The 22,607-nt window shown below is 68.2% G+C and carries 24 protein-coding genes and 6 pseudogenes; 16 read left to right on the top strand and 14 right to left on the bottom strand.

The annotated features are described in order from the left end of the window. Positions 1-65 precede the first annotated feature (65 nt). A complete protein-coding gene (locus tag ACSHXC_RS07815; RefSeq protein WP_438290859.1) occupies positions 66-272 on the top strand; it encodes a hypothetical protein in 207 nt (68 codons plus the stop codon). 629 nt (positions 273-901) lie between these two features. Here ACSHXC_RS07815 and ACSHXC_RS07810 read toward each other — a convergent pair. Further along, positions 902-1,207, bottom strand: coding sequence for a hypothetical protein (locus tag ACSHXC_RS07810; RefSeq protein ID WP_438290858.1), 306 nt, complete (start codon positions 1,205-1,207; stop codon positions 902-904). A gap of 523 nt (positions 1,208-1,730) precedes the next feature. On the opposite strand from ACSHXC_RS07810, the pseudogene ACSHXC_RS07805 reads away from it, so the two are divergent. After that, a pseudogene (locus ACSHXC_RS07805) lies at positions 1,731-1,892 on the top strand (Tn3 family transposase); the annotation flags it as partial. Between the two features lie 123 nt (positions 1,893-2,015). Here ACSHXC_RS07805 and ACSHXC_RS07800 read toward each other — a convergent pair. Beyond that, a complete protein-coding gene (locus ACSHXC_RS07800) occupies positions 2,016-2,300 on the bottom strand; it encodes a hypothetical protein (RefSeq protein ID WP_438290857.1) in 285 nt (94 codons plus the stop codon). Between the two features lie 185 nt (positions 2,301-2,485). On the opposite strand from ACSHXC_RS07800, the gene ACSHXC_RS07795 reads away from it, so the two are divergent. The 3 genes from ACSHXC_RS07795 to ACSHXC_RS07785 all read left to right on the top strand — a co-directional run bounded on the left by ACSHXC_RS07795 (position 2,486) and on the right by ACSHXC_RS07785 (position 4,593). Further along, positions 2,486-2,848: a MarR family winged helix-turn-helix transcriptional regulator gene (locus tag ACSHXC_RS07795; protein ID WP_014173936.1), complete on the top strand. Its 363-nt coding sequence runs from the start codon at positions 2,486-2,488 to the stop codon at positions 2,846-2,848. Positions 2,849-2,916: 68 nt separating this feature from the next. Then, on the top strand, positions 2,917-4,266 hold the full coding sequence (locus ACSHXC_RS07790; protein WP_438296477.1) for an MFS transporter: 1,350 nt from the start codon (positions 2,917-2,919) through the stop codon (positions 4,264-4,266). Positions 4,267-4,299: 33 nt separating this feature from the next. Continuing rightward, positions 4,300-4,593 carry a DUF1330 domain-containing protein gene (locus ACSHXC_RS07785; RefSeq protein WP_438290856.1) on the top strand — a complete coding sequence of 98 codons (294 nt, stop codon included), beginning with the start codon at positions 4,300-4,302 and terminating at the stop codon, positions 4,591-4,593. A 32-nt stretch (positions 4,594-4,625) separates the two neighbouring features. Here ACSHXC_RS07785 and ACSHXC_RS07780 read toward each other — a convergent pair whose 3' ends face one another. Together ACSHXC_RS07780 and ACSHXC_RS07775 are read right to left on the bottom strand one after the other, a co-directional pair. Beyond that, the gene (locus ACSHXC_RS07780) at positions 4,626-5,453 is read right to left on the bottom strand and encodes a hypothetical protein (protein WP_438290855.1); all 828 of its coding nucleotides are present in this window, start codon (positions 5,451-5,453) and stop codon (positions 4,626-4,628) included. Between the two features lie 71 nt (positions 5,454-5,524). Continuing rightward, a pseudogene (locus ACSHXC_RS07775) lies at positions 5,525-5,948 on the bottom strand (TraM recognition domain-containing protein); the annotation flags it as partial. Positions 5,949-6,617: 669 nt separating this feature from the next. Between ACSHXC_RS07775 and ACSHXC_RS07770 the strand changes: the two are divergent. Beyond that, entirely contained in the window at positions 6,618-7,235 is a 618-nt protein-coding gene (locus tag ACSHXC_RS07770) for a hypothetical protein (protein WP_438290629.1), read from the top strand. A gap of 14 nt (positions 7,236-7,249) precedes the next feature. Here the strand turns inward: ACSHXC_RS07770 and ACSHXC_RS07765 are convergent, their stop codons facing one another. After that, positions 7,250-8,413: a hypothetical protein gene (locus ACSHXC_RS07765; protein ID WP_438290628.1), complete on the bottom strand. Its 1,164-nt coding sequence runs from the start codon at positions 8,411-8,413 to the stop codon at positions 7,250-7,252. Between the two features lie 3 nt (positions 8,414-8,416). Further along, complete coding sequence (locus ACSHXC_RS07760) at positions 8,417-9,529, bottom strand: helix-turn-helix domain-containing protein (protein WP_438290627.1); 1,113 nt, start codon at positions 9,527-9,529, stop codon at positions 8,417-8,419. A 562-nt stretch (positions 9,530-10,091) separates the two neighbouring features. Here ACSHXC_RS07760 and ACSHXC_RS07755 point away from each other — a divergent pair. From ACSHXC_RS07755 to ACSHXC_RS07740, 4 genes and pseudogenes are all read left to right on the top strand, one after another. Next, positions 10,092-10,535: pseudogene (locus ACSHXC_RS07755) on the top strand (transposase); the annotation flags it as partial. 80 nt (positions 10,536-10,615) lie between these two features. Beyond that, positions 10,616-11,065 (top strand): hypothetical protein, encoded by a 450-nt coding sequence (locus tag ACSHXC_RS07750; protein WP_438290854.1) that lies wholly within the window; start codon positions 10,616-10,618, stop codon positions 11,063-11,065. A gap of 1,196 nt (positions 11,066-12,261) precedes the next feature. Further along, positions 12,262-13,491, top strand: a complete 1,230-nt coding sequence (locus ACSHXC_RS07745; RefSeq protein WP_438290853.1) for a hypothetical protein — start codon at positions 12,262-12,264, stop codon at positions 13,489-13,491. 109 nt (positions 13,492-13,600) lie between these two features. Continuing rightward, entirely contained in the window at positions 13,601-13,978 is a 378-nt protein-coding gene (locus ACSHXC_RS07740; protein WP_336417094.1) for a DUF6463 family protein, read from the top strand. On the opposite strand, the gene ACSHXC_RS07735 is transcribed toward ACSHXC_RS07740, so the two are convergent. Both ACSHXC_RS07735 and ACSHXC_RS07730 read right to left on the bottom strand, forming a co-directional pair. Further along, positions 13,973-14,098, bottom strand: a complete 126-nt coding sequence (locus tag ACSHXC_RS07735) for a hypothetical protein (RefSeq protein ID WP_336417093.1) — start codon at positions 14,096-14,098, stop codon at positions 13,973-13,975. The genes ACSHXC_RS07740 and ACSHXC_RS07735 overlap by 6 nt on opposite strands. 1 nt (position 14,099) lies before the next feature. Continuing rightward, positions 14,100-14,345, bottom strand: coding sequence for a hypothetical protein (locus ACSHXC_RS07730; protein WP_438290852.1), 246 nt, complete (start codon positions 14,343-14,345; stop codon positions 14,100-14,102). Here ACSHXC_RS07730 and ACSHXC_RS07725 point away from each other — a divergent pair. Beyond that, the gene (locus ACSHXC_RS07725) at positions 14,331-15,053 is read left to right on the top strand and encodes a hypothetical protein (protein ID WP_438290851.1); all 723 of its coding nucleotides are present in this window, start codon (positions 14,331-14,333) and stop codon (positions 15,051-15,053) included. The genes ACSHXC_RS07730 and ACSHXC_RS07725 overlap by 15 nt on opposite strands. Positions 15,054-15,155: 102 nt before the next feature. Beyond that, the gene (locus ACSHXC_RS07720; RefSeq protein WP_438290850.1) at positions 15,156-15,860 is read left to right on the top strand and encodes a ubiquinone/menaquinone biosynthesis methyltransferase; all 705 of its coding nucleotides are present in this window, start codon (positions 15,156-15,158) and stop codon (positions 15,858-15,860) included. An 88-nt stretch (positions 15,861-15,948) separates the two neighbouring features. On the opposite strand, the gene ACSHXC_RS07715 is transcribed toward ACSHXC_RS07720, so the two are convergent. From ACSHXC_RS07715 to ACSHXC_RS07690, 6 genes and pseudogenes are all read right to left on the bottom strand, one after another. Next, on the bottom strand, positions 15,949-16,944 hold the full coding sequence (locus ACSHXC_RS07715; protein WP_438290849.1) for a hypothetical protein: 996 nt from the start codon (positions 16,942-16,944) through the stop codon (positions 15,949-15,951). A 70-nt stretch (positions 16,945-17,014) separates the two neighbouring features. Then, the gene (locus tag ACSHXC_RS07710; protein ID WP_438290848.1) at positions 17,015-17,476 is read right to left on the bottom strand and encodes a DUF6463 family protein; all 462 of its coding nucleotides are present in this window, start codon (positions 17,474-17,476) and stop codon (positions 17,015-17,017) included. Further along, positions 17,460-18,071, bottom strand: a complete 612-nt coding sequence (locus ACSHXC_RS07705) for a DUF2867 domain-containing protein (RefSeq protein WP_184351231.1) — start codon at positions 18,069-18,071, stop codon at positions 17,460-17,462. The genes ACSHXC_RS07710 and ACSHXC_RS07705 overlap by 17 nt, the downstream gene beginning before the upstream one ends. Positions 18,072-18,261: 190 nt before the next feature. Then, positions 18,262-18,780 (bottom strand): annotated as a pseudogene (locus ACSHXC_RS07700) (DUF2867 domain-containing protein); the annotation flags it as partial. Positions 18,781-18,895: 115 nt separating this feature from the next. After that, positions 18,896-19,474, bottom strand: a complete 579-nt coding sequence (locus ACSHXC_RS07695; RefSeq protein ID WP_438290847.1) for an SRPBCC family protein — start codon at positions 19,472-19,474, stop codon at positions 18,896-18,898. 166 nt (positions 19,475-19,640) lie between these two features. Continuing rightward, positions 19,641-20,054 (bottom strand): nuclear transport factor 2 family protein, encoded by a 414-nt coding sequence (locus tag ACSHXC_RS07690; protein ID WP_438290846.1) that lies wholly within the window; start codon positions 20,052-20,054, stop codon positions 19,641-19,643. A gap of 144 nt (positions 20,055-20,198) precedes the next feature. On the opposite strand from ACSHXC_RS07690, the pseudogene ACSHXC_RS07685 reads away from it, so the two are divergent. From ACSHXC_RS07685 to ACSHXC_RS07670, 4 genes and pseudogenes are all read left to right on the top strand, one after another. Next, positions 20,199-20,909 (top strand): annotated as a pseudogene (locus ACSHXC_RS07685) (transposase); the annotation flags it as partial. A gap of 119 nt (positions 20,910-21,028) precedes the next feature. Beyond that, positions 21,029-21,529, top strand: a complete 501-nt coding sequence (locus tag ACSHXC_RS07680) for a transposase family protein (protein WP_438290845.1) — start codon at positions 21,029-21,031, stop codon at positions 21,527-21,529. Further along, a pseudogene (locus ACSHXC_RS07675) lies at positions 21,474-21,692 on the top strand (transposase); the annotation flags it as partial. The gene ACSHXC_RS07680 and the pseudogene ACSHXC_RS07675, both read left to right, overlap by 56 nt. 284 nt (positions 21,693-21,976) lie before the next feature. Beyond that, complete coding sequence (locus tag ACSHXC_RS07670; protein ID WP_438297104.1) at positions 21,977-22,504, top strand: hypothetical protein; 528 nt, start codon at positions 21,977-21,979, stop codon at positions 22,502-22,504. Positions 22,505-22,607 lie beyond the last annotated feature (103 nt).

Genomic DNA, 22,607 nt, shown 5'->3' with positions numbered 1-22,607 from the left:
CAGGCGTCACCCGGGTCCAGCGCGAGCAGTATCGCGCCTACCAGTGACTGCGGAACTTCGCCTGCATGCTCGCGCCGCAGCAGACCAAGCTCCTCGTCTACCTCAAGGCCGTCAAGGCCGACCCGAAGGAGGTCGGCCCCGTTCCGGGCTTCACCCGGGACATGACGGGGCTCGGTCACCACGGCACCGGCGACCTGGAGCCGCAGCTGCGTACGGAGCGGGATCTGGAACAGGCCCAGGACCTGTTCCGCCTCAGCTACGCCGCGGCGTAACAGGCCGGTGGCCGGCGCGGTCGTGTGCGGCCGGGATGTGCAGTTGTGGGCCGCTGTCGCGGCGCTGCCCTTCGACGCGGCGGCCAGGGAATGGCGGTGGAGCTACAAGGATGCGGGTGGATCCCCGGTTTCGGTAACCGGGGATCCACCTGCTGTGTTGCAGCACCTTGGCGGATACATATTTGGGTGCGAGGCCGATTAGCCGGGAGCGATAGTCCTTGTGAACTCGGGACGACGGGGCGGCCGTAGAGATGGCACCTGATGTGTCTCCTAGGAGGCTCTGCCGCCCGCTAGGGCGGCAGAGCCTCTGGCCTGATACTTCTCTGGTGCCCCCGGCAGGATGCGAACCTGCGACACCCGCTTTAGGAGGTTTCCCTGATCAGGCCGTGGCCTGGGGAAACGTCATCATGACTGCGTTTGGCCTGGGGAAACATGCCTCAGTGGTTCTTGCATGTTCCCAGGGTTTCCCGGCCTCATGTGTGCTGAATCCGTTCCGCGCAGTCCGTGAGACGGCCACCGCATCGCGCCCCGAGACCAGGGCGGATTCGTACTGTCCCAGCCGCACTTCGTCGATGTCGGCTGCGGATCCGCCTTCCCCACCGCCGCCCGGGAGCCGGGACCCGCGTGAGCTACTTGCCGAAGACGACGGTGTTGTCGCAGCCCTGGCTTGAGCCGACGTTGGTGTTCTGCGTGCCGGGCGAGCCCTTGCCGCCGGACCGGTTGCCCTCCAGGCCGTTCTGGACCCCGGACTGGCCCTGTACGTCCTCGTTCTTTTCGACCGTGCTGCATTCGTTGCTCTGGTTGACGATGAGCGTCTTGGTCTCTTGGCCGGCGTGCTGGTGTTCGTCTCCGTGGGCGTAGGCGGTGCCGGTGCCGAGGAAGCCGATGGCGCTGATGAGGACGGCTACGACAGCGGTCTTTCGAGGCTTGCGCATATCTTCTCCGAGCGTTGAAGCGGACGCGTACGCGATTCCGCCACGTCATAAGGTGACGAGAGGTTAATGCGCAATTGCCCGAGATCTGTTTGTCGGCGCGCCGGATCGTCTGACCCCGAGCAGGCGTGCCGGCCCCGCGACCGGCCCAAGTTCCCTGTACGGCCAAGGCATCAAGAAGCCGGACGCGGGCGTAAGCGCTCCGCACAGAACCACCCGTGTGGCCGCGTCACGAGCGTGCGGCATCCAGGCTCTTCGTCACTGCCCCAGGGCGCCGACGAAACTCCCGTGCGACGTCGCCGAGTTCGTCTCATGACGGCGCATCTCGACGACGTCACGCGCCGCGTACCGCGGGCAACGATCTCCGACAGCGTGGGAAGCGGCCTCCGAACAGGGGCACGTCGCCTCTTGGAGTCGGCGGCGTTCACGGCGAGGGCCTACTCCGTTGTTTTTTCGGCCAGTCGGCGAACCCCCGATCGGCCCGTTGAGAATCGGATAATCACGGGCTGGGCAGAAGGCCCCGCCTTCATGTTCCGACATGGTGTTCGGCCTGTTCGCGATGCTGGGCTACAACTTCTCGCCGCGCTCCAAGGACCTGGGCGACCAACGGTTCTGGCGGGCGGAGATGCCCGGCGTGGAGACCGGCGACTACGGGCCGCTGGAGGACCTGGCCCGCAACAAGGTCAACTGCCTGGGCCGCTACGGTTTCGCCGCTCGCCCGCCGCGCGAAGGGCTACGGCCCCTGCGCGATCCATCGACCGTCCACCTCGGCGAAGACGACGGTGCCGAGGAATGACGCGCGAGTCGCAGTTCACGCGTCTCGGGAGTCCTCGGTGACCGTGCCCGCCGCGTAGACGCGCAGCGCGTCGAACAGTGCCCATCCGGCCTCGGTGGTGGTGAGCCGACGTGGCTGGGCCTGCACGAGCTCGCGGGTGAGGGAACGGGCCTGGGTGCGAAGTCGGTTGGCCTCATCGGTGTCGCCGTACCCGCAGGCGATGCGCAGGTCGTTGAAAACGGCCGTCTCCTTCGGAGAGAGGACGGCGTCGTCTACGTCATCGGTGAGGAACGGGGCGAGGGCGGCGAGCAGTTTGGGCACTGAGACGTCACCGGCTCCCAGCGGTCGAGGCTGCCTCGACCGTCGAACATTTCCATAGACTATGAATATAAAAATGCTATGCTTCGAGCGTGAGTCGTCAAGACACCGCGCCTGGCGCGTCCGCCGCCATCGGGGCAGCCCTCTACGGCCTGGCCACCAGGGCCGCGAGACGCCTGCCCCGGGACATGAGCCTGACGTCCGCCGCCACCCTGGCCACCCTGGACCGGACCGGCCCGCGGCGCATCACCGATCTGGCCGCGGTCGAGGGCGTCACCCAGCCCGCGATGACCGCCCTGGTCCGGGTGATGGAGGAGTCCGGCCTGGTCGAGCGGCGGGGCGACGCGTCCGACAAGCGGGTCACGCTGGTGTGCCTGACCGAGGCCGGCGCCTCCTACGTCCGGACGCGGCGCCAGGCGGGTGTCCACGCGTTCGAGCGGTTGATCGGCGAGCTCACCGGCGACGAGGTCGAGGCGCTGGTGGCGGCCCTTCCGGCGCTGAAGCATCTGGCAGAGCTCGAAAGCCAGGACCGCGAAGGGCCGAAGCAGTGACCGGCGGGATCGCGGTGAAGGCGTTCCCGGTGGCGCGTTCCGAGGCGCGGCTGCTGGTCCCCGCCCTGATGTTCATCGCTCTGGTCGTGGCGGCGGTCGCCAGCCTCGGGGCGCCGCTCATCACCAGCGTGGCGACTACGTTCCACGTCTCGCTCGGCAGCGCGCAGTGGACGCTGACCGTCGCGCTGCTCAGCGGCGCCGTCGCCACGCCGGTCCTGGGCCGGCTCGGAGCCAGCCCGTACCGGCGGGCCACGATCCTCGCCACGCTGGCGGTCGTCGTCGCAGGCAGCGCGCTCACCGTGCTGCCGCTGCCGTTCGTGTGGCTGCTGGCCGGCAGGGCGGCCCAGGGCGTCGGGCTCGGGCTGACGGCGCTGATGATGGGCGTGGCCCGGGACCACCTCCCCGAGGAGCGCAGCGCGGCCGTGATCGCCCTGATCTCGGTGGTCTCGATCATCGGGGTCGGCGTCGGCTACCCGCTGGCCTCACTGCTCGCCGAGCTCGGCGGGGTACGGGCCGCCTACGGCCTCGGCCTGGCCGTCACCGCCGCCGCCCTCCTGACCGCGTGGCGCTCCATGCCCGAAGCCCCCGAAGGCCGCTCCGCCCGCGTGGACGTGGCAGGCGCGGTCGTCCTGGCCGCTGCGCTGCTCCTGGTGCTGTTCCTCGCCGGTGAACGGAAGCTGTGGAGCCGGCACCTCGCCGTGGCGGCGGGCCTCGCCGTCGTCGATGTGGTGCTGCTCTGCGTCTGGGCCGTCATCGAGCTGCGCAGCACGACACCCCTGGTCGATGTGCGGGCGGTGCGGCACCTGGCGGTCGCCGGGGCGAACCTCGCCATGTTCGTCGGCGGTATCGGCATGTACCTCCTGCTCACGCTCATCACCCGGTACGCGCAGACGCCGCACGGCGCCGGCTACGGCTTCGGGCTGACGACCTTCGTCGCCGGGCTGGTCCTCATCCCGTTCTCGGTGCTGGGGTTCGTCGCCGGCAAGCTCACGCCGCGGGTCCGGACGCGGATCGCCGACCCCCTGCTCCTGGCCGGCAGCGCCGTCGTGGTCGGCGGCGGGTTCGCCCTGTTCGTGGCGGCCCGGTCGGACCTGGCCGAACTGTTCGTGGCGATGGGCGTACTCGGCTTCGGCGTCGGCGGCTTCTCGGCCGCGATGCCCGGCGTCATCCTGGCCGTCACCCCCAAGAGCGAGACGTCGAGCGCCATGAGCTTCAACTACGTCGTCCGCAGCGTCGGGTACTCCCTGGGCAGCGCCATCGGCGGCCTGATCCTCGCCGCGGGCACCGGCCCCGGCCACCTTTTCCCCGACGACAGCGCCTACACCACCGCGGCGCTGGTCGGCATCGGCGCCATGGCGATCACGACGCTGGCAAGCCTCGCTCTCGCCCGCCGACGCTCGTCCGAGACCAACCCGTAAGTCGGATGCACTCATCCCAACACTGGAGGTTCCATGCCCAAGGGCTACTGGGTCAGCGTCTACCGCACCATTTCAGACCCCGAGAAGCTGGCTGCTTACGACAAGCTGGCCGGTCCGGCCGTCCGGGCCGGGGGCGGCCGGGTCCTCTCCCGTGGCGGTCGGGTCGTGGTGCATGACGCCGGAATAGCCGAGCGCACCATCCTGATCGAGTTCGACAGCTTCGAGCAGGCCGTCGCGGCGCGCGAGAGTGCGGCCTACCAGGAGGCGCTGGTCGCGCTCTCCGACGGCGTCGAGCGCGACTTCCGCATCGTCGAGGGCATCGACTGACCGAGGTCCAGTCGGATCTTCAGTGAAGGTCCTCAAGGCCACCGTCCTGTGGACGACCCGCTACCTGGACGCTGCGGCCGAGCACCTGCGGGGCCTTCCTGCACATGAGCGGGCGGCGGCGGTCGTCGGCGCGGCCGGGCCAGGGCCTGCTGCCCCTGCTCGGTGACGGTGATCTTCTGCCCGACGGCCGGGGAGGTGCTGGTGTCGCGGGTGACGAGTTCGCGTCTGGCCAGGGCTCGGTAGGTGGCGATGGGGGCGCGGGTGCCGTCGTCGGTGGCGACCCGGGTCACGCCCGGCCCGCGAGCTGCGCTCTCATACAGCTGGCCTCCGCCGTTCAGGGCGGTGAGGGCGTCGTACTGGGCAGGGGCCAGTGCGGGGCCGGTTGTCTGCCGTACGGCCTCCGGCTTGTACTGCCGCTCGGCGGCCAGGTCCTCGGTGATGCCGTGGGCGAGATAGTGACAGCCAGTCGCGCACAGGTCGAGCTGGTGGGCGGCATCGTCGAGGTGCCCGTTCATCTTCGGAACGGCCTCTGCATGGCGGGCGGTGCGCACCGCCTCGTCGTCGGCCGGGTAGCCGGCGAACTGCGCGCCCTCGTACGGGTTGGCGAGCACCACGTGGGCCAGGTCGGTGCCGGCGAGCGACGACGAGGAAACGACCGAGGCCAGCAGCTCCAGGCTGGCCCGGCTGCCCGGGATGTGGGTGTACGTGCTGTTGTCGAGTGTGGTCAGGCGCACCAGGGCGGTGGCCGTGAGGTCCTGCGCCTGCAGGAGGAGCGGGCTGATGTGGCGCAGTGCGTCCGTGCCGGGCGTGTAGGAAACGTCGCGCACGCGCGCCTTGAGGGCTTCGAAGTCGCGCGCCAACTGCCGCAGTTGGCGGACTTGTTCGTTCAGGTCGAGTGGGGGCGTGGGGATGGGACGGCTCCTGTGAGGGTTCAGCGGCTTCGGGTGGCGGCCTGCGCGATGGCAGAGCCGAAGTCGCTCTGCTGTGGGGCGGCCTTGGCGATGGCGCGGGCGGTGATGCCCTTGGAGGCGCGGGCGGAGGCGTCGGAAGGGGCGCAGGTCGAGCATGGCCGCGCGCATGCCGGTGGCGATGCGAGCGCGGTGCCCTTGGGCAGGGCCCGGATGGCGTCGGCGGCCAGGATGCGTTCCTGCCGCATCGACACCGACGTGGACTTGCCGGACTCGGAGTGCGAAGTGGAGGTCGTCTCGACGTCGTGGTCGCCGATCAGCCGGGAGAGCTTGTCGGCGAAGTCGGGGTCGTCAATGCCGGACCCGATGACCTTGATGGTGGACGCGGACCACATGGCGTCCATGCTCGCGCCCCCAGACTTTCTAGCCCTGGCGGTAGCTCTGCAAGTGACGGATGAGAGGGTCGGGCGGGTGAGCGAGACGACTGCGAATACCCTGCAATACCGCTGTGACGGGCCAGAAGACGCCCCGGTCCTGGTCGTGGGCCCGTCCCTTGGGACGACATGGCACAGGTGGGCGAAACCGTCTTCTGGCGTCCACGTGGTCCAGATCGGGAGCGTTTGAGCGAGTTCGGATCTTGTCGTCCAGGCCCGTCAATGCTGTTGGTGACTCGGGCGTGACAGACGTTGCCCCCGTCGGCTAGTTCGGCGGGGGTTCTGTCTTCCCGGGCTGATGGCGCGGCGCTGGTCGGCTGCGGTTTGGGAGTAGATGCTCTCGGTAGGTCGGGGCGGTGCAAGAATTCGAACAACTGTGGGCATCGTGGCGCGGGATGGCTAAGGTCGGAGTTGCCCGTACGCGACCTGTTGTGGATGCAGATTGCGCAGCGAGAGGGTGGCGGATGGCCGATGCGGAGCTATCCGGGAGGCGGCTGATGATCGCACGGGTGTCCGTACTGGCCTTGCCGTTCGTTTGGACGCGTTCCTGTGTCTGGGGCCGGTCGAGGGCGGTTGGTTTTGTTGTTGAGGCTGCTTCCGGTGGCGCGGGGCAAGCGGTAAGGATGAGTGCGTACAGCCCTGCTGGGGAGAGCGTCGGTGCAGGACGAGAGCGGGTTGGTCGATGGCAATCGCGGCACGAGAGCCCCTGGGTGTGGTTGCGGGAGCGCTGGCTCCTGGCGATCTTGTACCCCGCGAAGCGAGCCTGGCGGTTGTTGAAGCCTTTGGGGTGAAGGCCGTCGCGGCCTACCGCTTCGAGTCGCGAGAGCGGGAGCGACGGGCAGCGGAGGGGATGGCTCCGCTGACGCGACCGGATGCCCTGAACCTCTTGATGGCGTTGCCACTCGGCGAGCCTGTTCCTGCCGGATCACTGAGCGACAGGGAGCGCCGGGCATTGAAGTGCCTCCCGAAGGGGGCGGTGGTCCGACGCGATGGATTGATTACCCGTCTGGCCACCCAGCCGGTCTACGTCGACATGGTGTTGGTGCCCGGACGCCGCTGGGAGTCGGCGATGGAGCAGGCCGAGCGGTTCACACCGTTCACAGCTCGTTCCGTATTGATCGATGGTGTGTTGCGGCGCAAGGACGAGGCGGTGATGCGCGCTGACTTCTACGGCATTGGATTGCTGCACGTTCAGGGGGCTGCGGTCGAGGTTGTTGTGCCGCCAAGTCCCTTCGTGCGCAGGCGCCATACGGTTGCCGGCTGGAAGTTCCTGGAAGACGTCCACCGCCAGCTGGCCTGAGGTCTCGCGTTCGGCTATGGCATGACGGGCAGCGTCGCCCATGCCTTGAGCGGCGCGGGTACTTGGAATCCGGACCTGGGGGCAGCTCCCTGCCCGATGCGCTGGTTTTCCAGGGCGTAGCGGTCGACAGCTGCGGCGCATTTGTTGCGCCACCACGTCTTGCGCTCGGTGCCCGCCCGGTAGCCGGCCATATCGCTGACCCATTCACTCCAGGTGAAAATGTTGTGGCTGTCAGCCTCACGCCGCGTTTCTCCGTCGGACAGGAAGAAGCGGTCGAGGCTGCGCCCGTTGCACTCCTCGCAGGCGCAGGCTGCTGGATCTGCGTTGGCGTAGAGGGTGGACAGCGACTCGGCGCCCTTGAAGCACATCAACTGCGGCATCAGCACGTGCGGGAACGTGGGCCCGCCACCGCGCTTGCCTGTCCGGGCCTTCTCGTCGGGCGGTATCGCGTGACGGAGCGAACTCTGAACGCCGATCCCTGCGCAGAGGGCGCCGTGCGCCATCACGTCGAGAGCTGCGAGGTCTGTGCGTAGCAGCACCATGTGCTCGACCTCGGTGAACAGCCGCCGCAGGTTGGCCGGAATGTCCTTCGCTTGTTCCAGCGGGTCGAACTGGCGAAAGAGGATGATGGCCTTGGGGTGGTGGATCTTGGCGCAGACCGCGATCAGCTGCCCGATGTTCTCCCGGTTCAGCCAGGTGACATCAATCGGCAAGGAGACCAGGGTGTCCGCTCGCTCGATCTGGCTGGCTTCCCGCAGTACTGCCTTGAGGGCACGGGAGTTCGCCGGCGGTATGTAGCCGGTGGGTGTCAGTGCTGCGCTTGCTCCCCGAGCCTTCTGGAAGTCCAAGGAGTCGTCCACGGCGCCGAACAGTTCGTCGGGGGGAACCATGAACGGCTCCTCCGCCGTTGCCGTGTAGGTGGTGTACACGGCGCTGTCGATCAGCAGCGTGCCCTGGTAGCCGACGTCGGCGCGGAGCTGGAAGGCGCGTGCGTCGGCGTTGGCGCCGGTCATGACCACGCCGCTCAGGCCGTCATTGAGGGCCCGGCGAGGTCGGGGAGTGTACTGGGCGTGTTCGTGGAGCAGTACGCGTCCCTGTAGGAGCGGCACCGCGGCCACGGTGTGGTCGAGCGTCTTCACGGCGGGCGGTCGCCGCCTGGGACCGGGGGCGTTGCTCATGAATCACCTCGCAGAAGGGTCCGGCACGTCCTTGTGTCCGGACGGAGAAGAAGCGCACAAGTAGATCTCGTGGAACTCCTCACGGCCCAGGCCCGCCAGGTGAGCGGTCTCGGTCGCACTGAGGTGGTGCTGTTCCTCAAGCCGGGTGACGGCCTGAGCGATATGGCGCGGGGTCTCGCGCCGGATGGCGATTGGTTCGTTGGTGCGGTAGCCGAGTGCGGACAACTCGACCATGAGCGTGCGGTATTGCCATTCGCTGATCACGCCCAGGTCCACGGCCCGCCGGATGAGAGCGGCCATGGAGACCCCCCAGCGGGCTTTGAGGTCGATGAGGCGGGCGATGTCGATACCGGGCTTGAGCTCGCTCAGGATCACCTTGTGCGGCATGAGGAACTCGGCGGCGAACCGGTCGGCTTGGGTCTCCTGTGTGCGTCCCTCGCCCGGTTCGCGGTGCATGATCAGATGGCCCAGCTCGTGAGCGAGGCTGAAGCGTGAACGGTCTCCAGACGCAGTGGAGTTGAGGAGTACCAGCGGCGTCCGGTCGTGCGGCCACTGGCTGACGGCGTCGAGGTCGGTGGTGCCCAGATCGCGGACGACGACCAGGGCGCCGGCGTCTTCGAGCAGCGCGACCAGGTCGTCGATGGGGCCGGAGGGAACGTTCCACTCTTCGCGTACCGTCTCCGCGGCGTCCGCGGGAGTGTCGAAATCGTTGACCGCAATGGGCCTGAACCGGTGGGGGCGACGGAGGGCTGCCGCCTGCGTCACCGCTTCGACCTGGAGGCGGGTGAGCGCCAGCGTCGCATGGATCCGGCGCAGCGCAGGGGCACCCAGCGAGGCCCGCTTCCGGTGGTGCATCAGCCCGATGCCCACCCCGGCCGTATCAGCGGCCTGGCACAGCATCTCGGGGGTGAAGCGAAGCGCGGCGGCGAACAGGAGCACCCGATCGGCCCGGACCGGGATGCGTCCGGCTTCGGCCCGGCTTACGTACCCCTGTGAGATGCGGTTGCCCTCCACGTGCGACATCCGCTCGGCAAGCTCGGACTGGGTCCACCCCCGAGAGTCGCGCGCCAAGGCGAGCATGGCGGGATCCGCCAGCAACTCCTTCTGATCACTCACGGTCCACCCCCATCCCTGGCAAGTCTCAATTCCAGTAAGGATAAACGCTTTTATGCCTCAAAATATTCCGCACATGATCCGCAGAGTGTGGTGCCTTCAGGGATATCACGCGCCACTGACACCCCAACTGCAAGCCTGTTGACCGTTGTTGGGCCGGGGTGAAGGACTCGCCTACACGAGCAGCCCGAGACGGTGGATCGCTGCACAGATCAGGAGGTCGCTCTGTCTAGGAAGGCGGAGCGGCCGCGTTGCATTCGTCGCTGCTGTGCCTCTCGGACGTTCGTCGTCATCAACGAACATCAGTTGCCGCATAGGTGCGGTCGGCGGTCGAGTTTGAGCACGCCGGGTGCGGATGCTGTGGGGGCGGGAGGATCGGCGGGTCCTGTCCCAGATCCAGGGTCCGACTCCTGAGAGTGCGGTACGTGACCTTATGTCTGACTTGTCATCGCTCGATGGGGTGACGTTGAGGCATCATTGCCGGTCAAGCGTTCGTGGTTCGCTGGGTGGTGGGATGAGTGATCGCAAGCCGTACGCGAGTGACGTCTCCGACGAGCAGTAGGCCCTGGTCGAGCCCGTGATCACAGCGTGGAAGTCCGGGCACCGCTCGGTCAGTGGTCACCAGGGCAAGTACGCGATGCGGGAGATCGTGAACGCGGTCCTGTACCAGAACCGCAGCGGCTGCCAGTGGGACCTGCTGCGCCACGACCTGCCGCCCGCCGGTGCGGTGAAGTACTACTTCTACAAGTGGCGCGACGACGGCACCGACCAGACCATTCATGATCTGCTGCGATGGCAACTGCGGGAGAAGAAGCGGCGATTAGCCGACCCGAGCCTCGTCGTTCTGGACACGCAGAGTATCCATGCCTCCGTCGGCGTGCCGGCCGCCACGACGGGCCGGGATGCCGGGAAGAAGGTGCCGGGCCGCAAGAGATGCCTGGCTGTGGACACGTTGGGCCTGGTCATCGCGGTCGTCGTCCTGGCGGCCTCCGCGCACGAGAACGCCGCGGCGTCAGCCTCGCCGGGACGACCGCGGCCTCAGGCCCGGGCAGCCACCCCGACCTGGTCGGACACATCGGCGCCCATGTCTTGCAGGCACTGCTTCCCGAGCGCCGGATGCGGCTGTCCGCCCGCATCGTCAAGTGCGGGACCTCCCGCTACGCCATCTGGAACCGCGACGGACGCCCACGCGACAGCACCCGGATCACCGCCATCGAGATCACCGTGCACCCACCAACCCTGCCAAGCGCGCAGGACTCGAGCCCGACCCTCTCCGGACGCTGGGGCCAGGTCTGCCAGATCCTGGCCGCGAACTCCAACCAAGCCATGCACACCCGGGACGTCGCCCGCCATCTCGGACTCCCCACCGCGGGGCGCCCCCTGAGCAGCCTCACCGCACAGATCTGCTACTGGGCCCGCAACGGCCGACTCATCCGCAACCGCGCCGAGCACCTACAAGATCCCCCTCCCTGGCACTTTGACGCCATCACCGAATCCATAACTTCGTGGCATTGGTCGATCATCTGCCGGTGGCAGTAGCCCTCCGGCTGCCCGCCGCGCCCCTCCAGCCAGCCCGGAACCGGCATCGCGTCGCGCACCACCGCCCACTCCGCGTCCGGCATGTCCGTGGGGTACACCGGCCGCCGGTCCGAATGGTCGGCCGCGTTCCCGAACCGGTGGGCGAGACAATCACACGACAGAGGGGGCCAGTTGGACGCGGCCAGCAACGAGACGAAAGACTGCGGCATCAGGGCCTCCGGGGCGGGCCTTGCATCAACAACTCCGCACTGCCTCGGGGGCCCTGTCTTCATGTGCGCGCACGCCGCCGATCATTCGACCGTGTCATCCCAGTCGAACTGACGCCCACCATGATCGACAGAGCAACGGCTTCAGAGATCATGACCCTGCCCTAGTCATTCGTCTGCTGAGGCTGGCTCCTACATACGGATGCTTCGGTGCGGAGGATTGCGGATCGAACTATCCGCTCATCGATCCGGCGCTGTATCGGGACCGGGCCTTCGCCGGCGCGAGTCTGCTCACGGTGTTGCACCACCTGGCCTTCAACGGCACCGTGTTCATCAACTCTCTGCAACTGCAGCAGGTGCGCGGATTGTCCCCGATGCAGGCCGGCCTGAGGCTGCTGCTCGCTCCCGCCGCGCTGGCCTTGGGCCGCATTGCCGCCGGGCGCCTGGCGCCACCTCGGGTGCGGCCCGTCCTGCTGACCGCCGCGACCACCTTGACCGCGCCTCGGCATTGCTGGTCCTGCCGACGGCCACGCCGACCAGGTGTTCGCCGAACCCGTCTATCCGCTGCTCGGCGCGAGCCTGGCCAACACGCTGCTCACCGACATCGCGATGACCGCCATGCTCCGCTCCCGCACGAGCCTGGCCTCCGCAACCGTCGGCACCTCCCGGCAAGCCGTCCTCGGCTTCGCCGTGATGGGATCACTCGCCACCACGCGCGGTGCACGAAGCGGTCAGACCGGGCCGTGTTCGACCCGAAACCGGCATACCCCGCAGCCGGGGTTGCGACGGGTGCCCTGTTACCGGTCACCATCTGGCTCACGCCCCGGCGACCGGCCTCGACCGCACCGGCGAAGTCCTCGGGGCCCGCATAGGGTCGCCGCCTGCCGGCGTCCAAGTAGGAGGGGTCCCGCGTCCCAGTCCCGGCCAAATGGAGAGTACCCTCTATATTAATTGGATCGATCTCTCTAATACCTCCGGAAGGGTTGGGCCATGACCGTGCTGTACTCCGGTGACCGTCGGATTCCGCCAAGGCGTGGGCGGGCGCTGGCGGGGACCGACGCCACCATCGTCGCCGCGGGACGCGCAGCCGCGTGGACGGCGGTCACCGGCTCAGTCGGAGCCCTCCCGTATGTCGCGATGAAGGTCTACTGGGCCTGGGGCGGCACCGCGGGGAAGCCCGCCGGGATGGACCTTGCCGACGAGTTCGCCAAGAACGGGGCGCCCCGCTTCCTGGTGTGGATGGAGCGGCACGGCCTCGACTTCACCGCGATCGGCATTCTGCTGGCCATCACCTTGCTCGCCGCGCTCGTCCGGCCGTGGGGTCAGGTCTTCCCGCGCTGGGTGCCGGGGCTCCGGGGCCGACGGGTCCCGCGGTGGCTGTTGCTGGCTCCCGGCTGGGCGGTCGCAGCGACGCTGACGCCTTATGGGGGCCTTGGCCTTGTCGTCATGGCCACCGGCGGTCTGTTCACGGCGCACCTGGCCGGTCTGTCTCCCACGGTGTTCGTCATCGGGTTCGTCAACTTCTTCGCGATCGGCCTTTCCCTCGGCGTCTGTTCGCTGTCCTACCAGCGTCGGACCCGGACATACAGTGGCCGTACCGCCGACCGGCGCGGACGGCGGACGTCGGCTTCCGTCGGTGACGTCTCTGGTTCGACGACGGCCCCTCCGGCCGATCCCGGCGCTGGCCATGACGGAGATCACGAGCGCAAGGCCGCCTTCCGGAGTACTCCGCTCCCGGCTCCCCGATGGGCCGTCCGTGCCGCCCACGCGGCCGCCCTCACCGCCGTGCCCTCGGGCCTGTGGCGGATAGCTCTCGGGTTCGGCCTGCCTGTCGGCTACAGCGATGCCGAACTTCACCGGTCGTTCCAGATCCCGGGCTGGGGCAGTGTCGCCGTCATCGGCCTCAGCGTGGTCTCCGAGGCCCTGGCCCTGCTCACCCTTGGACTGGTCCGGCCGTGGGGCGAGGTCGTACCACGCTGGATACCGTTCATCGGAGGGCGACGTGTTCACCCGCTGGCGGCCGTCATTCCCGCCGCGCTCGGCTCACTGGCTCTCATGGCCATCTGGAGCGGCTTCGCGTTGTGGTGGTCCCATGAGCACCACCCGGCGTTCCAGGGACCCTGGCGCGACATCGTAGGAGTCTGCTATCAGCCCCTGGTGCTCTGGGGCCCGCTGCTCGCGGCCGTCACCTTCTCCTATTACCGGCGCCATCGCGCCTGAGTCCTCAAGGCGTGGCCGACGATCGCAGCATTCCTCGTCGGCCTGCACAAATCGCCCATCCGAAACTCCACAACCAACGATGAACCCTGCGACAGGAGCGTTTACTCGCATGATCAAATGGGCCGGCCGGCTTCTGGCGTTCATCGGCGCCGTACACCTTCTCGTCGGACTGCTGCTCAGCCGGACTTACTTCGGGGATTGGCTGTTCTTGCGGCTTTGGGGCCACTGGTGGGAGGACACCCGCGCGGCCAATGCCTTCTGGGGCAGCCCGGCCGGCTTCGGTCTGCCGCTGTTCGTCATCGGCCTCTTGGTGACGTGGATGGATCGACGCGGCATAACGCCGCCGGTCTTCCTCCCCTGGGTGGTGCTCCCGTGGACTGTCGTCTGTACGGTCAGCGTGGAGCCGTCCCCCGCGCCGCTGGCGACAGCCGCATCCGTTCTGCTCTTGGTGGGAGTCCGTCGGTCCGCGCGCCCCGCCGGGTCATGATGCGATGCCGGCGACCATGGTGCGGGCCAGTGCGGTGCACGTAGCACCGTCGACTTCGCCGGCCTGGCCGGTGATCAGATTGAACAGTGCACCGCCGAACAGGGTGATCAGGGTTTCCACGTCAGCCCCGCGATGTGGTCAGCCCGAGGGCTTGGTGCTGCTCGCGGGTGAAGTCGACCGCCGAGCTCTTCATGGCGTCGAAGGTCTGCTGCAGGGCGGGGCGGCGGGTGGCTTCCAATGAGAGTTCGTACACCGCCAGGTACCGGTTGCGGTGCTGCTTCGCCGAGATCTCCACCGACATCGCCAGCAGCCCGATCAGGCCCTCGCGGCCGATCGGGCCGGTGATCAGGCCGTGGGCGGCGGCCATGTCCTGCTCGAGCAGTTCCAGCACACGTTCAGCGGCAGCGCCCAGAGAGAGATCTCTCTCTGGGGTCACACGCTGTCCCTCAACTTCCTGATCCCAGCGGTGATTGTGCCTGGCATCCTGTTCACCGGCCTGGCACTGTGGCCGTTCTTCGAGCAGTGGGTCACAGGCGACGAGCGGGAGCACCACCTGCTGGACCGTCCACGCAGCCGCCCGGCCCGCACCGCGATCGGCGTGGCCGGCGTCACCTTCTACGGCGTCCTGTGGCTCGCCGGCGGCAACGACCTGATCGCGACCCGCTTCCACCTCTCAGTGGAGACCCTGAGCTGGACGCTGCGTGTCCTGGCCTTCGTCGGCCCGGTCATCGCGTTCTGGCGCACCAAGCGCATCGCCCTCGGCCTGCAACATCGCGACCAGGAAAAGGTCCTCCACGGTCGTGAGACCGGCATCATCAAGGTCTCGGTGGGAGGCAAGTTCACTGAGGTCCATGAGCCGCTATCCGCAGGCGAACGGTACCGGCTGACCGCGCATGAGGTGCAGAAGCCGCTGGAACTCCAGCCGGACACCGATGAGAACGGCGCGCCACGGCCCAGGAATCGGTCGCTGAAGATCCGGGCCAAGCTATCGAGGTGGATGTTCTCGGATCATGTCGACCGCATGGATTCCCAACTCATGCATCCGACCCGGGATCCCGACAGCAGTGACCACTGAGCGTTCGAAGTCAACGGCTCAGCCCGAAGCCGTCGGGAGTCGTGTCGCCTTTCCCGGACGATCCGGCAGAAGCCGTTCCAGCAGAGAAAGGCAGAACAGGTGATGAGTTCCCACACGCGTCGCGGCAAGGACTCCGAAGTGCATGGGATCTTCCAGAAGATCGCCGGGTACTACGACCGGATGAACTTCGTCATGACGCTCGGCCGTCATGAGAAATGGTGCCGGGAGGTGGCCGTTCTCGTCGCGCCGTCCGGAGGCGGGAAGCTGTTGGATCTGGCGACTGGGACGGGCGCGATCGCTCTGGAGGCCGCTCGCAGGTACCCCGCCGCCACGGTGACCGGCCTTGACTTCTCGGAGGAGATGCTGCGCCGGGCGAAAGCCAAACCCGGGGCCGCCGCGGTGCGCTGGCAGCATGCCGACGCGGCCTGTCTGCCCTTCGAAGACGAGTCCTTCGACGGGATCACCGAGGGCTACCTCCTCAGGAACGTCGAGGACTTGGACCGAGCGCTCAGCGAACAGCGCCGGGTCCTCAAATCCGGCGGCCGCCTCGTGATCCTCGAAACGTGCCCCCCGAGCGGCCCGGTGAAGCCGGTCGTGCAGTGGGGAATGCGTGTCATCGTTCCGCTGCTGGGACAGGTCGTGGCGCGCGACCGCACGTCCTATGCCTATCTCGAATCCAGCACGCGGGACTTCATGTCGCCGCAGCGCATCGCCGAGGTGCTGCACGGGCTCGGTTTCGAGGACATCGGGTGGCGTAAGACGTTCTTCGGCACCAACGTCATCATGTGGGCCACCAAGACGGCGTGACGAACGGCGGCGACAGCGCTCGCATGCGACCGACGCCGCAAGGCCGCACGCCCTACGAAGGGGCGTGCGGCCCGACGGAGGCGCCCTGCTACGACGACTCGGCGGTAGCCATCTCAGTCCTCGAAGTCTGTGCACGTTTCGCGAGCGCCGTGGCCACGGTTTGCGCCAGCCCCGACGCCAGCACCGCTCCGGCCAGCGTCATCATCCCGCCGACCAGGCCCAGGCCGCGCATGTCCTTGCCCTCCGACAACGGCACCTTCAAGGAGGCGCAGACCATCCACCAGAAGCCCCATGAGAAGAGCGCGCCGGTGCCCAGCCAGGCTGCGGCGAGCGTCGTGCGCGCCGGCCGTGCGTCTCGGCTGCCGGCCAGGATCAGCATGGCGACGGTCCCGGTCAGTGGCAGCAGCGCGAACACGTCTTCCATGACCAGCCGTACCTGCCATGTCTGGTCCAGGTCCGGCCGCAGTCTCGTGCCGCCGGCCGCCCAGTACAGGTGGATCCCGGCGGGGAGCAGGCTGAAGGCCGCGACGCCGGTGATCGTGATCTTCTGCACGGCGAACGTCGGGCCCGTGGGCAGATCCCAAAGCTGCAGCCGGAATGCCGGGGCCCAGCGGGAGCGCGCGTAGAGGAAGAACCCGATCGCGAGGCCGATCCCCTGCAGAATGAAGCCGGTGTAGACGATCCCGAACACCCAGCCGGCGATGTCGTCTGCCGGGTCGTGCCGCGGCTCGCCGCCCGCGGTCCCGGTCATCGCCGCCACCAGGCCGGACAGTGGGGCGCCGATGAGGATCGGCCCGATGAATCCGGTGGCGACCCACAGTGGGAACACCAGCAGCCAGGCCGGGATCCGGCGGCCCCAGGGCCTGATGAGCGCGAGCGCCAGCGTCGCGGCGGCGGCGTCCATGCCCAGTGTCGCGAGATTCGCCCCGACCATCGTCGGGTTCTCCATCGCGTCGCCCTTGACGTCGATGTGACTGCCGGCGGCCCAGGCGAGTTTGAGGGCGAGGTTGGGGAACGTTGCCGCGATGGTGCCGTAGCAGGCGATGACGCGCAGGCGACTGATCGGAGGGGCCTGCTCCGTCACGAAGTCCGCATCGGGTCCTGCCGAAGGCTTCATGGGGTGTGAATTCAATTCCTTTGTCATGCTTCTACCATCAGGATCCTTGTGGTCCGGTAGCGTGGTGGACCGGGTCCGTCCGGGGCGCCTGCTTGGCACGGTGGGCGGCGACGAGCAGGAGGATCTCCGCGGCCAAGTCGAGCGGGGGTGCGAACCCGGCGAGCGCCGTGCCGCCAACCGTCCAGGTCAGCAGGGCCCAGGCGATGAACGGCGGCGGGGCGATGCCGCGGCGGTTCAGCCACATGATTGTCAAGCCGATGATGACGATCGGCGGGCCAAAGCTGTTGTAGGTCAGCCAATATGCGCTTCCGGCCGGGCTCATCGCGGCCAGGTCGGAGCCCCACAGCTTCCCGCTGAACCAGTCGCCGGCGTGGCTCGCGGCGTGCTCGATGGTCAGCGCGAGCACTGTGTGCGCTGTTCCGAATGTCACCAGGAGCCATCCGGCCCAGGTGATCAGCTGCCGGTTCCGGGACGGCCCTGAGTCAGCTTTCGCGGTCATGGTGCACCTTCTTGTCCAGGTCGCGGTCGAGCCAGGCTCTCTCCCAGCGCCGGGTCAGGGCTGGGTAGATGACCAGGTAGCGGAAGGGTTTGATGAAGGCCAGATAGAACCGGCCGAGCCGGCCGCCGGGTTTGGTCAGGGCGGCCATCCGGAGTTCGTAGCCGCCGTCGTCGGTCGCGACCCAGCCCAGGTGGCACACGATGTGGGCGGTGGTGTTGGCCATCTCCTCCACGCACTCGTCATGGGTCTGGTACACCGGCGTGAACGGGATGTTCGGATCCTTGTGTCCAGGGCAGCGGCGCAGGTCCTCCGGAAGGCGATCCCGCAGGGACGTCACGGCGGCGTCCAGGCCGGCCTGCGGCTTGTCCCAGCCGAACACCGCGCCGAGTTTCCAGCGCACCGCGAACAGGAACCGGGTCGGCCAGGTCGTCTTCCCGGGCCGGTTGCTGGCCTCCAGCGCGGCCAGCATCACGGGGAAGTCGTCCGGTCCGGCGCCGGGAGTGCGGAACGACCAGACGTCCTCGATCCGGAAATCCGGTGCGATCTCGTGGATGAGCCAGGGACGCGAGGTGTGGGCCTCGATGGGCATTCTCATATCGCATCACCCCTGCGGCGAGATGGAGAGTCGGATGGGTGGACCACCATGTTTGAGACCTCCTTGGGCAAGGCTGAACGGCCGCCGGGGCGTCGTGCTGTCCGGTCGGCGCCGGGCGGGTGTCGCGCTCCCACTGGCGCTGCCAGCGGCGCTCCCAGGAGCGCATGAGGGCGGGGCAGACGACCTGGTGCCTGAAAGGCCTGATGGCGGCCATGTAGGCGGTCCCGAGACGGCCGTTCGGTTTCACCAGGACGGCCATCTGGCCGCGCCAGCCGCCCTGCTCGTCGGGGACCCAGCCCAGGTGCACCACTCCGTGCATGGTCCGGTTGGCGATCTCTGCGGCACGTTCATTGCCCGACTGGTAGAGGAAGGTGAACGGCGACCGACCGTCGCCGGGGTGGATGGCGGCCGCTTCAGGCAGCGTCGGAGGCAGGCGGTGGCGCAGGGACCGCACCCGGGTGTCGAGTCCGCCCCGGTCCCGGTCCAGGCCCAAAGCGGCGCCGAGCTTCCAGCGCAGCTGCCACAGCATGCGCGCGACCGGCGGGGCGTCCTGCTGGAAGTCGCCGTCCTGAAGCACCGACACCAGAGCCGTGAAGCCGTCCGGGCCGCCGGGGGTCGGCAGGGCCCAGACATCCTCCAACCGGAAGTCGGGAGCGATCTGGTGGATCAGCCAGGGCTGTGTCTCGTGGGCCGTGTTCGGCAGGCGCATGGATGCACTCCGATCGACATGCATGGTGCTGCTCATCGGGGTTCTCGTGAGGGTGGACCCGCTGTGGCCGCGCTCCGCACGCTCCGCCACTCGGTCACGTCGAAGCGCGGTCCGGTCACGGCGCGGGTGCCGCCGGCGCCGTCATGGCACCCGCCGCCGGGGCCGGACGAGATTCCGGCTCCACCACCGGCGGCTTCGCCCGGGCGGCCGTCTGCGAGGTCAGGCGACGCAGCATCCGGACATGTGCCGTCATCTTGCGGTGATCGCCGTCGTCCGGCCGGAAGGCGTGAAGCGCCCGGTTCAGGCAATCCTCGATCAGAGTGTCGTGCAACCAGCGGAAGACCAGCGGCCAGGCGAACCGGGCGGTTCCGTGCAATCGCATCGCGATGACGTGGCGGAGCACGGTGCTGCCCGGTTCGTCGGACTCGACGGTGAACTCGTGGAACCCCTCGAAGCCGCGCGGGGCACTGAAGCGGAACCTCACCCATTGACCGGGCACGTATGCCGCGACGGTGTAGCCGATGGGGCCGTGACCGCCCCGCGAACCGACGCGCAGCCCTTGGTCGAACCTCATCCTCGGCCAGGCCGGATACGGCCACAGCGGGTCGTCGTCGCCGGCCAAGGCATCGATCAAGGCACCGACCTGCTCGGGTGTCGCCGGAATCCAGCGCTCGTGGACGTTCAGCACTGCCATGGTGCAGCCCTCCCCGGATATTAGAGAAATCTCTCCACTTGAAATGGAGAATACTCTCTATTTCAGAGCTGGGCCAACCGGCTGTGAGGACCCTGCCGGATGGCGAGGCAGAGAAGCCGATGCCGCCGACGCGGTTCCGGCCCGGCCGAGCCCCTGTCCTGCCTGGTCAGTCCTGGGCGAACAGGGTCGCTGCGACGTGGTGGGTGTCGGCGTACTCCGTCACCGAGGTGATCTTCCCGTCCCGAACGGTGAAGACTCCGGCGCACTTGTTGTCATAAACCGCGCCGTTGGCAGCGGTGGCCTTCGAGATCCACTCCGCGAGCACCTGTTCGCCGTCCGCGAAGGCGTTGATGAGTTCGATGACGACCGGCGCGGTGGGGTCCAGGTGGCGGCCCATGCTGCCGAGGAAGTCGTTGACGATGGCCTCGCGGCCTTCCCGCAACCGGGAGATCGGCAGGCTGCCCGGGTACAGCCAGGTGGCGTCCTCGGCGAAGCTGTCGATGACGACCTGCGCGTCGCGGTCGCGGACGGCCTCGACGTAGCGGACGACGACTGCCTTGGGGTCCAAGATGGTGCTCATTCCCTGCTCCTTCGTGATGATCGTCTCAGCTGGGCGAATCGTTCGACGGGGATTCGGCCGAGCTTGGCGTCAGGACTGGGCGGCCTGCGCCACCGTGAGGACCGCGTTGCCCCGGATGCCCCGGCCGGGGCCAGTCTGGTGGGTATGCAGGGCGAGTGGGCCGGGGAGCCGGTCGGACCCGATGTGTGGGAGACCTGCCGGGAGTTGATCCCGCCGGGCAGCGTCTTCGCGTTCCTGGCCGAGCACCGTGAAGTGCTGTTCCCGCCGGGGATGTTCGCCGATATGTATCCCTCGTCCAACGGGCGGCCGTCCATGCCGCCGCAGGTGCTGGCCGCTGCCGTGGTGCTGCAGAGCCTGCACGGGCTGTCGGGCTTCGAGACGGTCCTGGAACTGCGCTGTGACCTGCGGTGGAAGGCCGCGTGCGGGCTGGGTCTGCTCGATACGGCTTTCGATCCGTTGCTGCTGACCTACTTCCGGCGCCGCCTGCAGCGTTCGCCAGCCCCGGACCGGCTGTTCGGCAAGGTCAGGGAGGTCGTGGCGGCCACCGGTGTACTTAAGGGGAAGCGCCGGCGGGCGCTGGACTCGACGGTCTTCGAGGATGCGGTGGCCACCCAGGACACCGTCACCCAGCTGGTCTCTGCCATCCGGGCCGTGGCCCGCGAGGTCCCCGGCGCGCGTGAGGTCGTCGCCAAGTACTGCACCGCCCACGACTACACCACTCCGGGCAAGCCGAAGATCGCCTGGAACGACGAGGCGGCCCGCGCCGCTCTGGTCGACGCGCTGGTCACCGATGCCTTCAAGGTGCTCGGGCAGCTGCCCGAGCAGCCCCTGGGCGAGCAGGCCGCGAACGCGGTTGTCCCCGTACTCGTCTGAGTGGCTGTGGCAAGATTTTCGTAGCCGAAGATCAGCCCGGTACGCAGACCGGGGGAATCCTCTTTTCGTGTACAAGTGAACTGTTCGAGCTGCTTCCGCACTTGACGGCTGTCGTGGTCGTCTCTGTCGACGCGACCGGTCCTGTGGTGATCGTCGAAGCCCGTACCCGCGACGGCGTTCCTGTGCGGTGTACGGGCTGCGGCACTGTGAGCGATTGGTGCCACAGCCGCTACCTACGCCACCTCGCCGATGCTGCGCTCGGCGGTCGTCCGGTGCGCATCGACCTGAGTGTCCGCCGTATGTACTGCGAGAATCCGTCCTGCCCGAAGGCCACCTTCGCCGAGCAGATCGACCGCCTGACGGTTCGTTATCAACGTCGCACCCCGCTGCTGCAGCACCTGGTGGAGATCGTCGGCATCCTCCTTGCCGGCCGGGGCGGCGCCCGGCTGCTGCGCATCCTGAACGTGACGCTCTCGCGCACCAGCGTGCTATTCCAGCTGATGAGAGTGCCGCTCCCGCCCACCGTCCACGCCCCGGGTCCTGGGCGTGGACGACTTCGCACTGTACGCCCACACGTACGGCACGCTGCTGGTGGACGGTGAGACGCGGCTGACACTGACTTTGTGGGAGGGCCGTGACGCCGAGACGCTCGGCCAGTGGCTGCGGGAACATCCCGGCGTTGAGGTGGTGTGCCGGGACGGCTCGCTCGCCTACCGGCAGGGAATCACCGACGGCGCACCGGAAGCGTTGCAGGTCAGCGACCGATTTCACTTGTGGCAGGGGCTGTCCCGACGCGTGCAGGAGGTCGCGGCAGCTCATCGCGCTTGCTTACCCGCCGCCGTCCCCGAGCCCGAACCGGCCGCACCTCGCCCCGAGGCAGTTGAGGATCCTGATGCGGCTGAGACACCCGCCCGGCGGCACGCGAAGCGGTTGTTCGAGACGGTGCACGGGGTGACCGACACCGGCCGCAGCCACCACTCCGCAGCGCGTGAGCTGGGGCTGAACCGGCGCACCGTGCGCAAGTACGCGCGGGCCACCACCTGGCAGGAATGTGTCCGTCGCCGCTCCCCGCGCAGGCCCACCCTCTCGACCCCTACCTCGGCTACCTGCGCCAGCGGTGGGAGGAGGGCGAGCACAACGCCCTCATACTGCACCAGGAGATCGTCGCCAAGGGCTATCGCGGGCACTACCAGCGGGTGAAGATGGCCGTCCAGCCCCTGCGCCGTGACCTGCCGCTGGAGGAGGTACACGAACGGCCGCCCTCCTCACGGGAAGTGGCCCGCTGGATCGCCACCAACCCGGACTGGCACACTCTGGAGACCGGTCAGCGGCTGGCCCGTCTGCTGGAACACTGCCCGGAACTGCGGCGCGCCGACGACCTGGTCCGCGAGTTCGCCGACATGCTCGACGCCCAGGACGCCGCCTTGCTGCTGGGCTGGCTCGACCACCTCACCACGGCCGGTCTCCCGGTCCTGGCTGGGATGGTCAAGGCCATCCGCGAGGACGAGGCAGCGGTCGTGCAAGGGATCACCATGCCGTTCAGCTCCGGAATGAACGAAGGCCGCATCACGGACTGAAGCTCCAGAAACGGATCATGGGAGGCCAGGCCGGAGTCCCACTACTGCGGCAACGAGTCGTGCAGATCGCACACCTCCGACGCCGCTACCCCGAACCCAACTC

The sequence above is a fragment of the Streptomyces sp. HUAS TT7 genome (assembly GCF_051550175.1).
Classification (GTDB): Bacteria; Actinomycetota; Actinomycetes; order Streptomycetales; family Streptomycetaceae; genus Streptomyces.
Note: the sequence above shows the minus strand (reverse complement) of the source record. Positions and strands in the feature narration are given on the sequence as shown.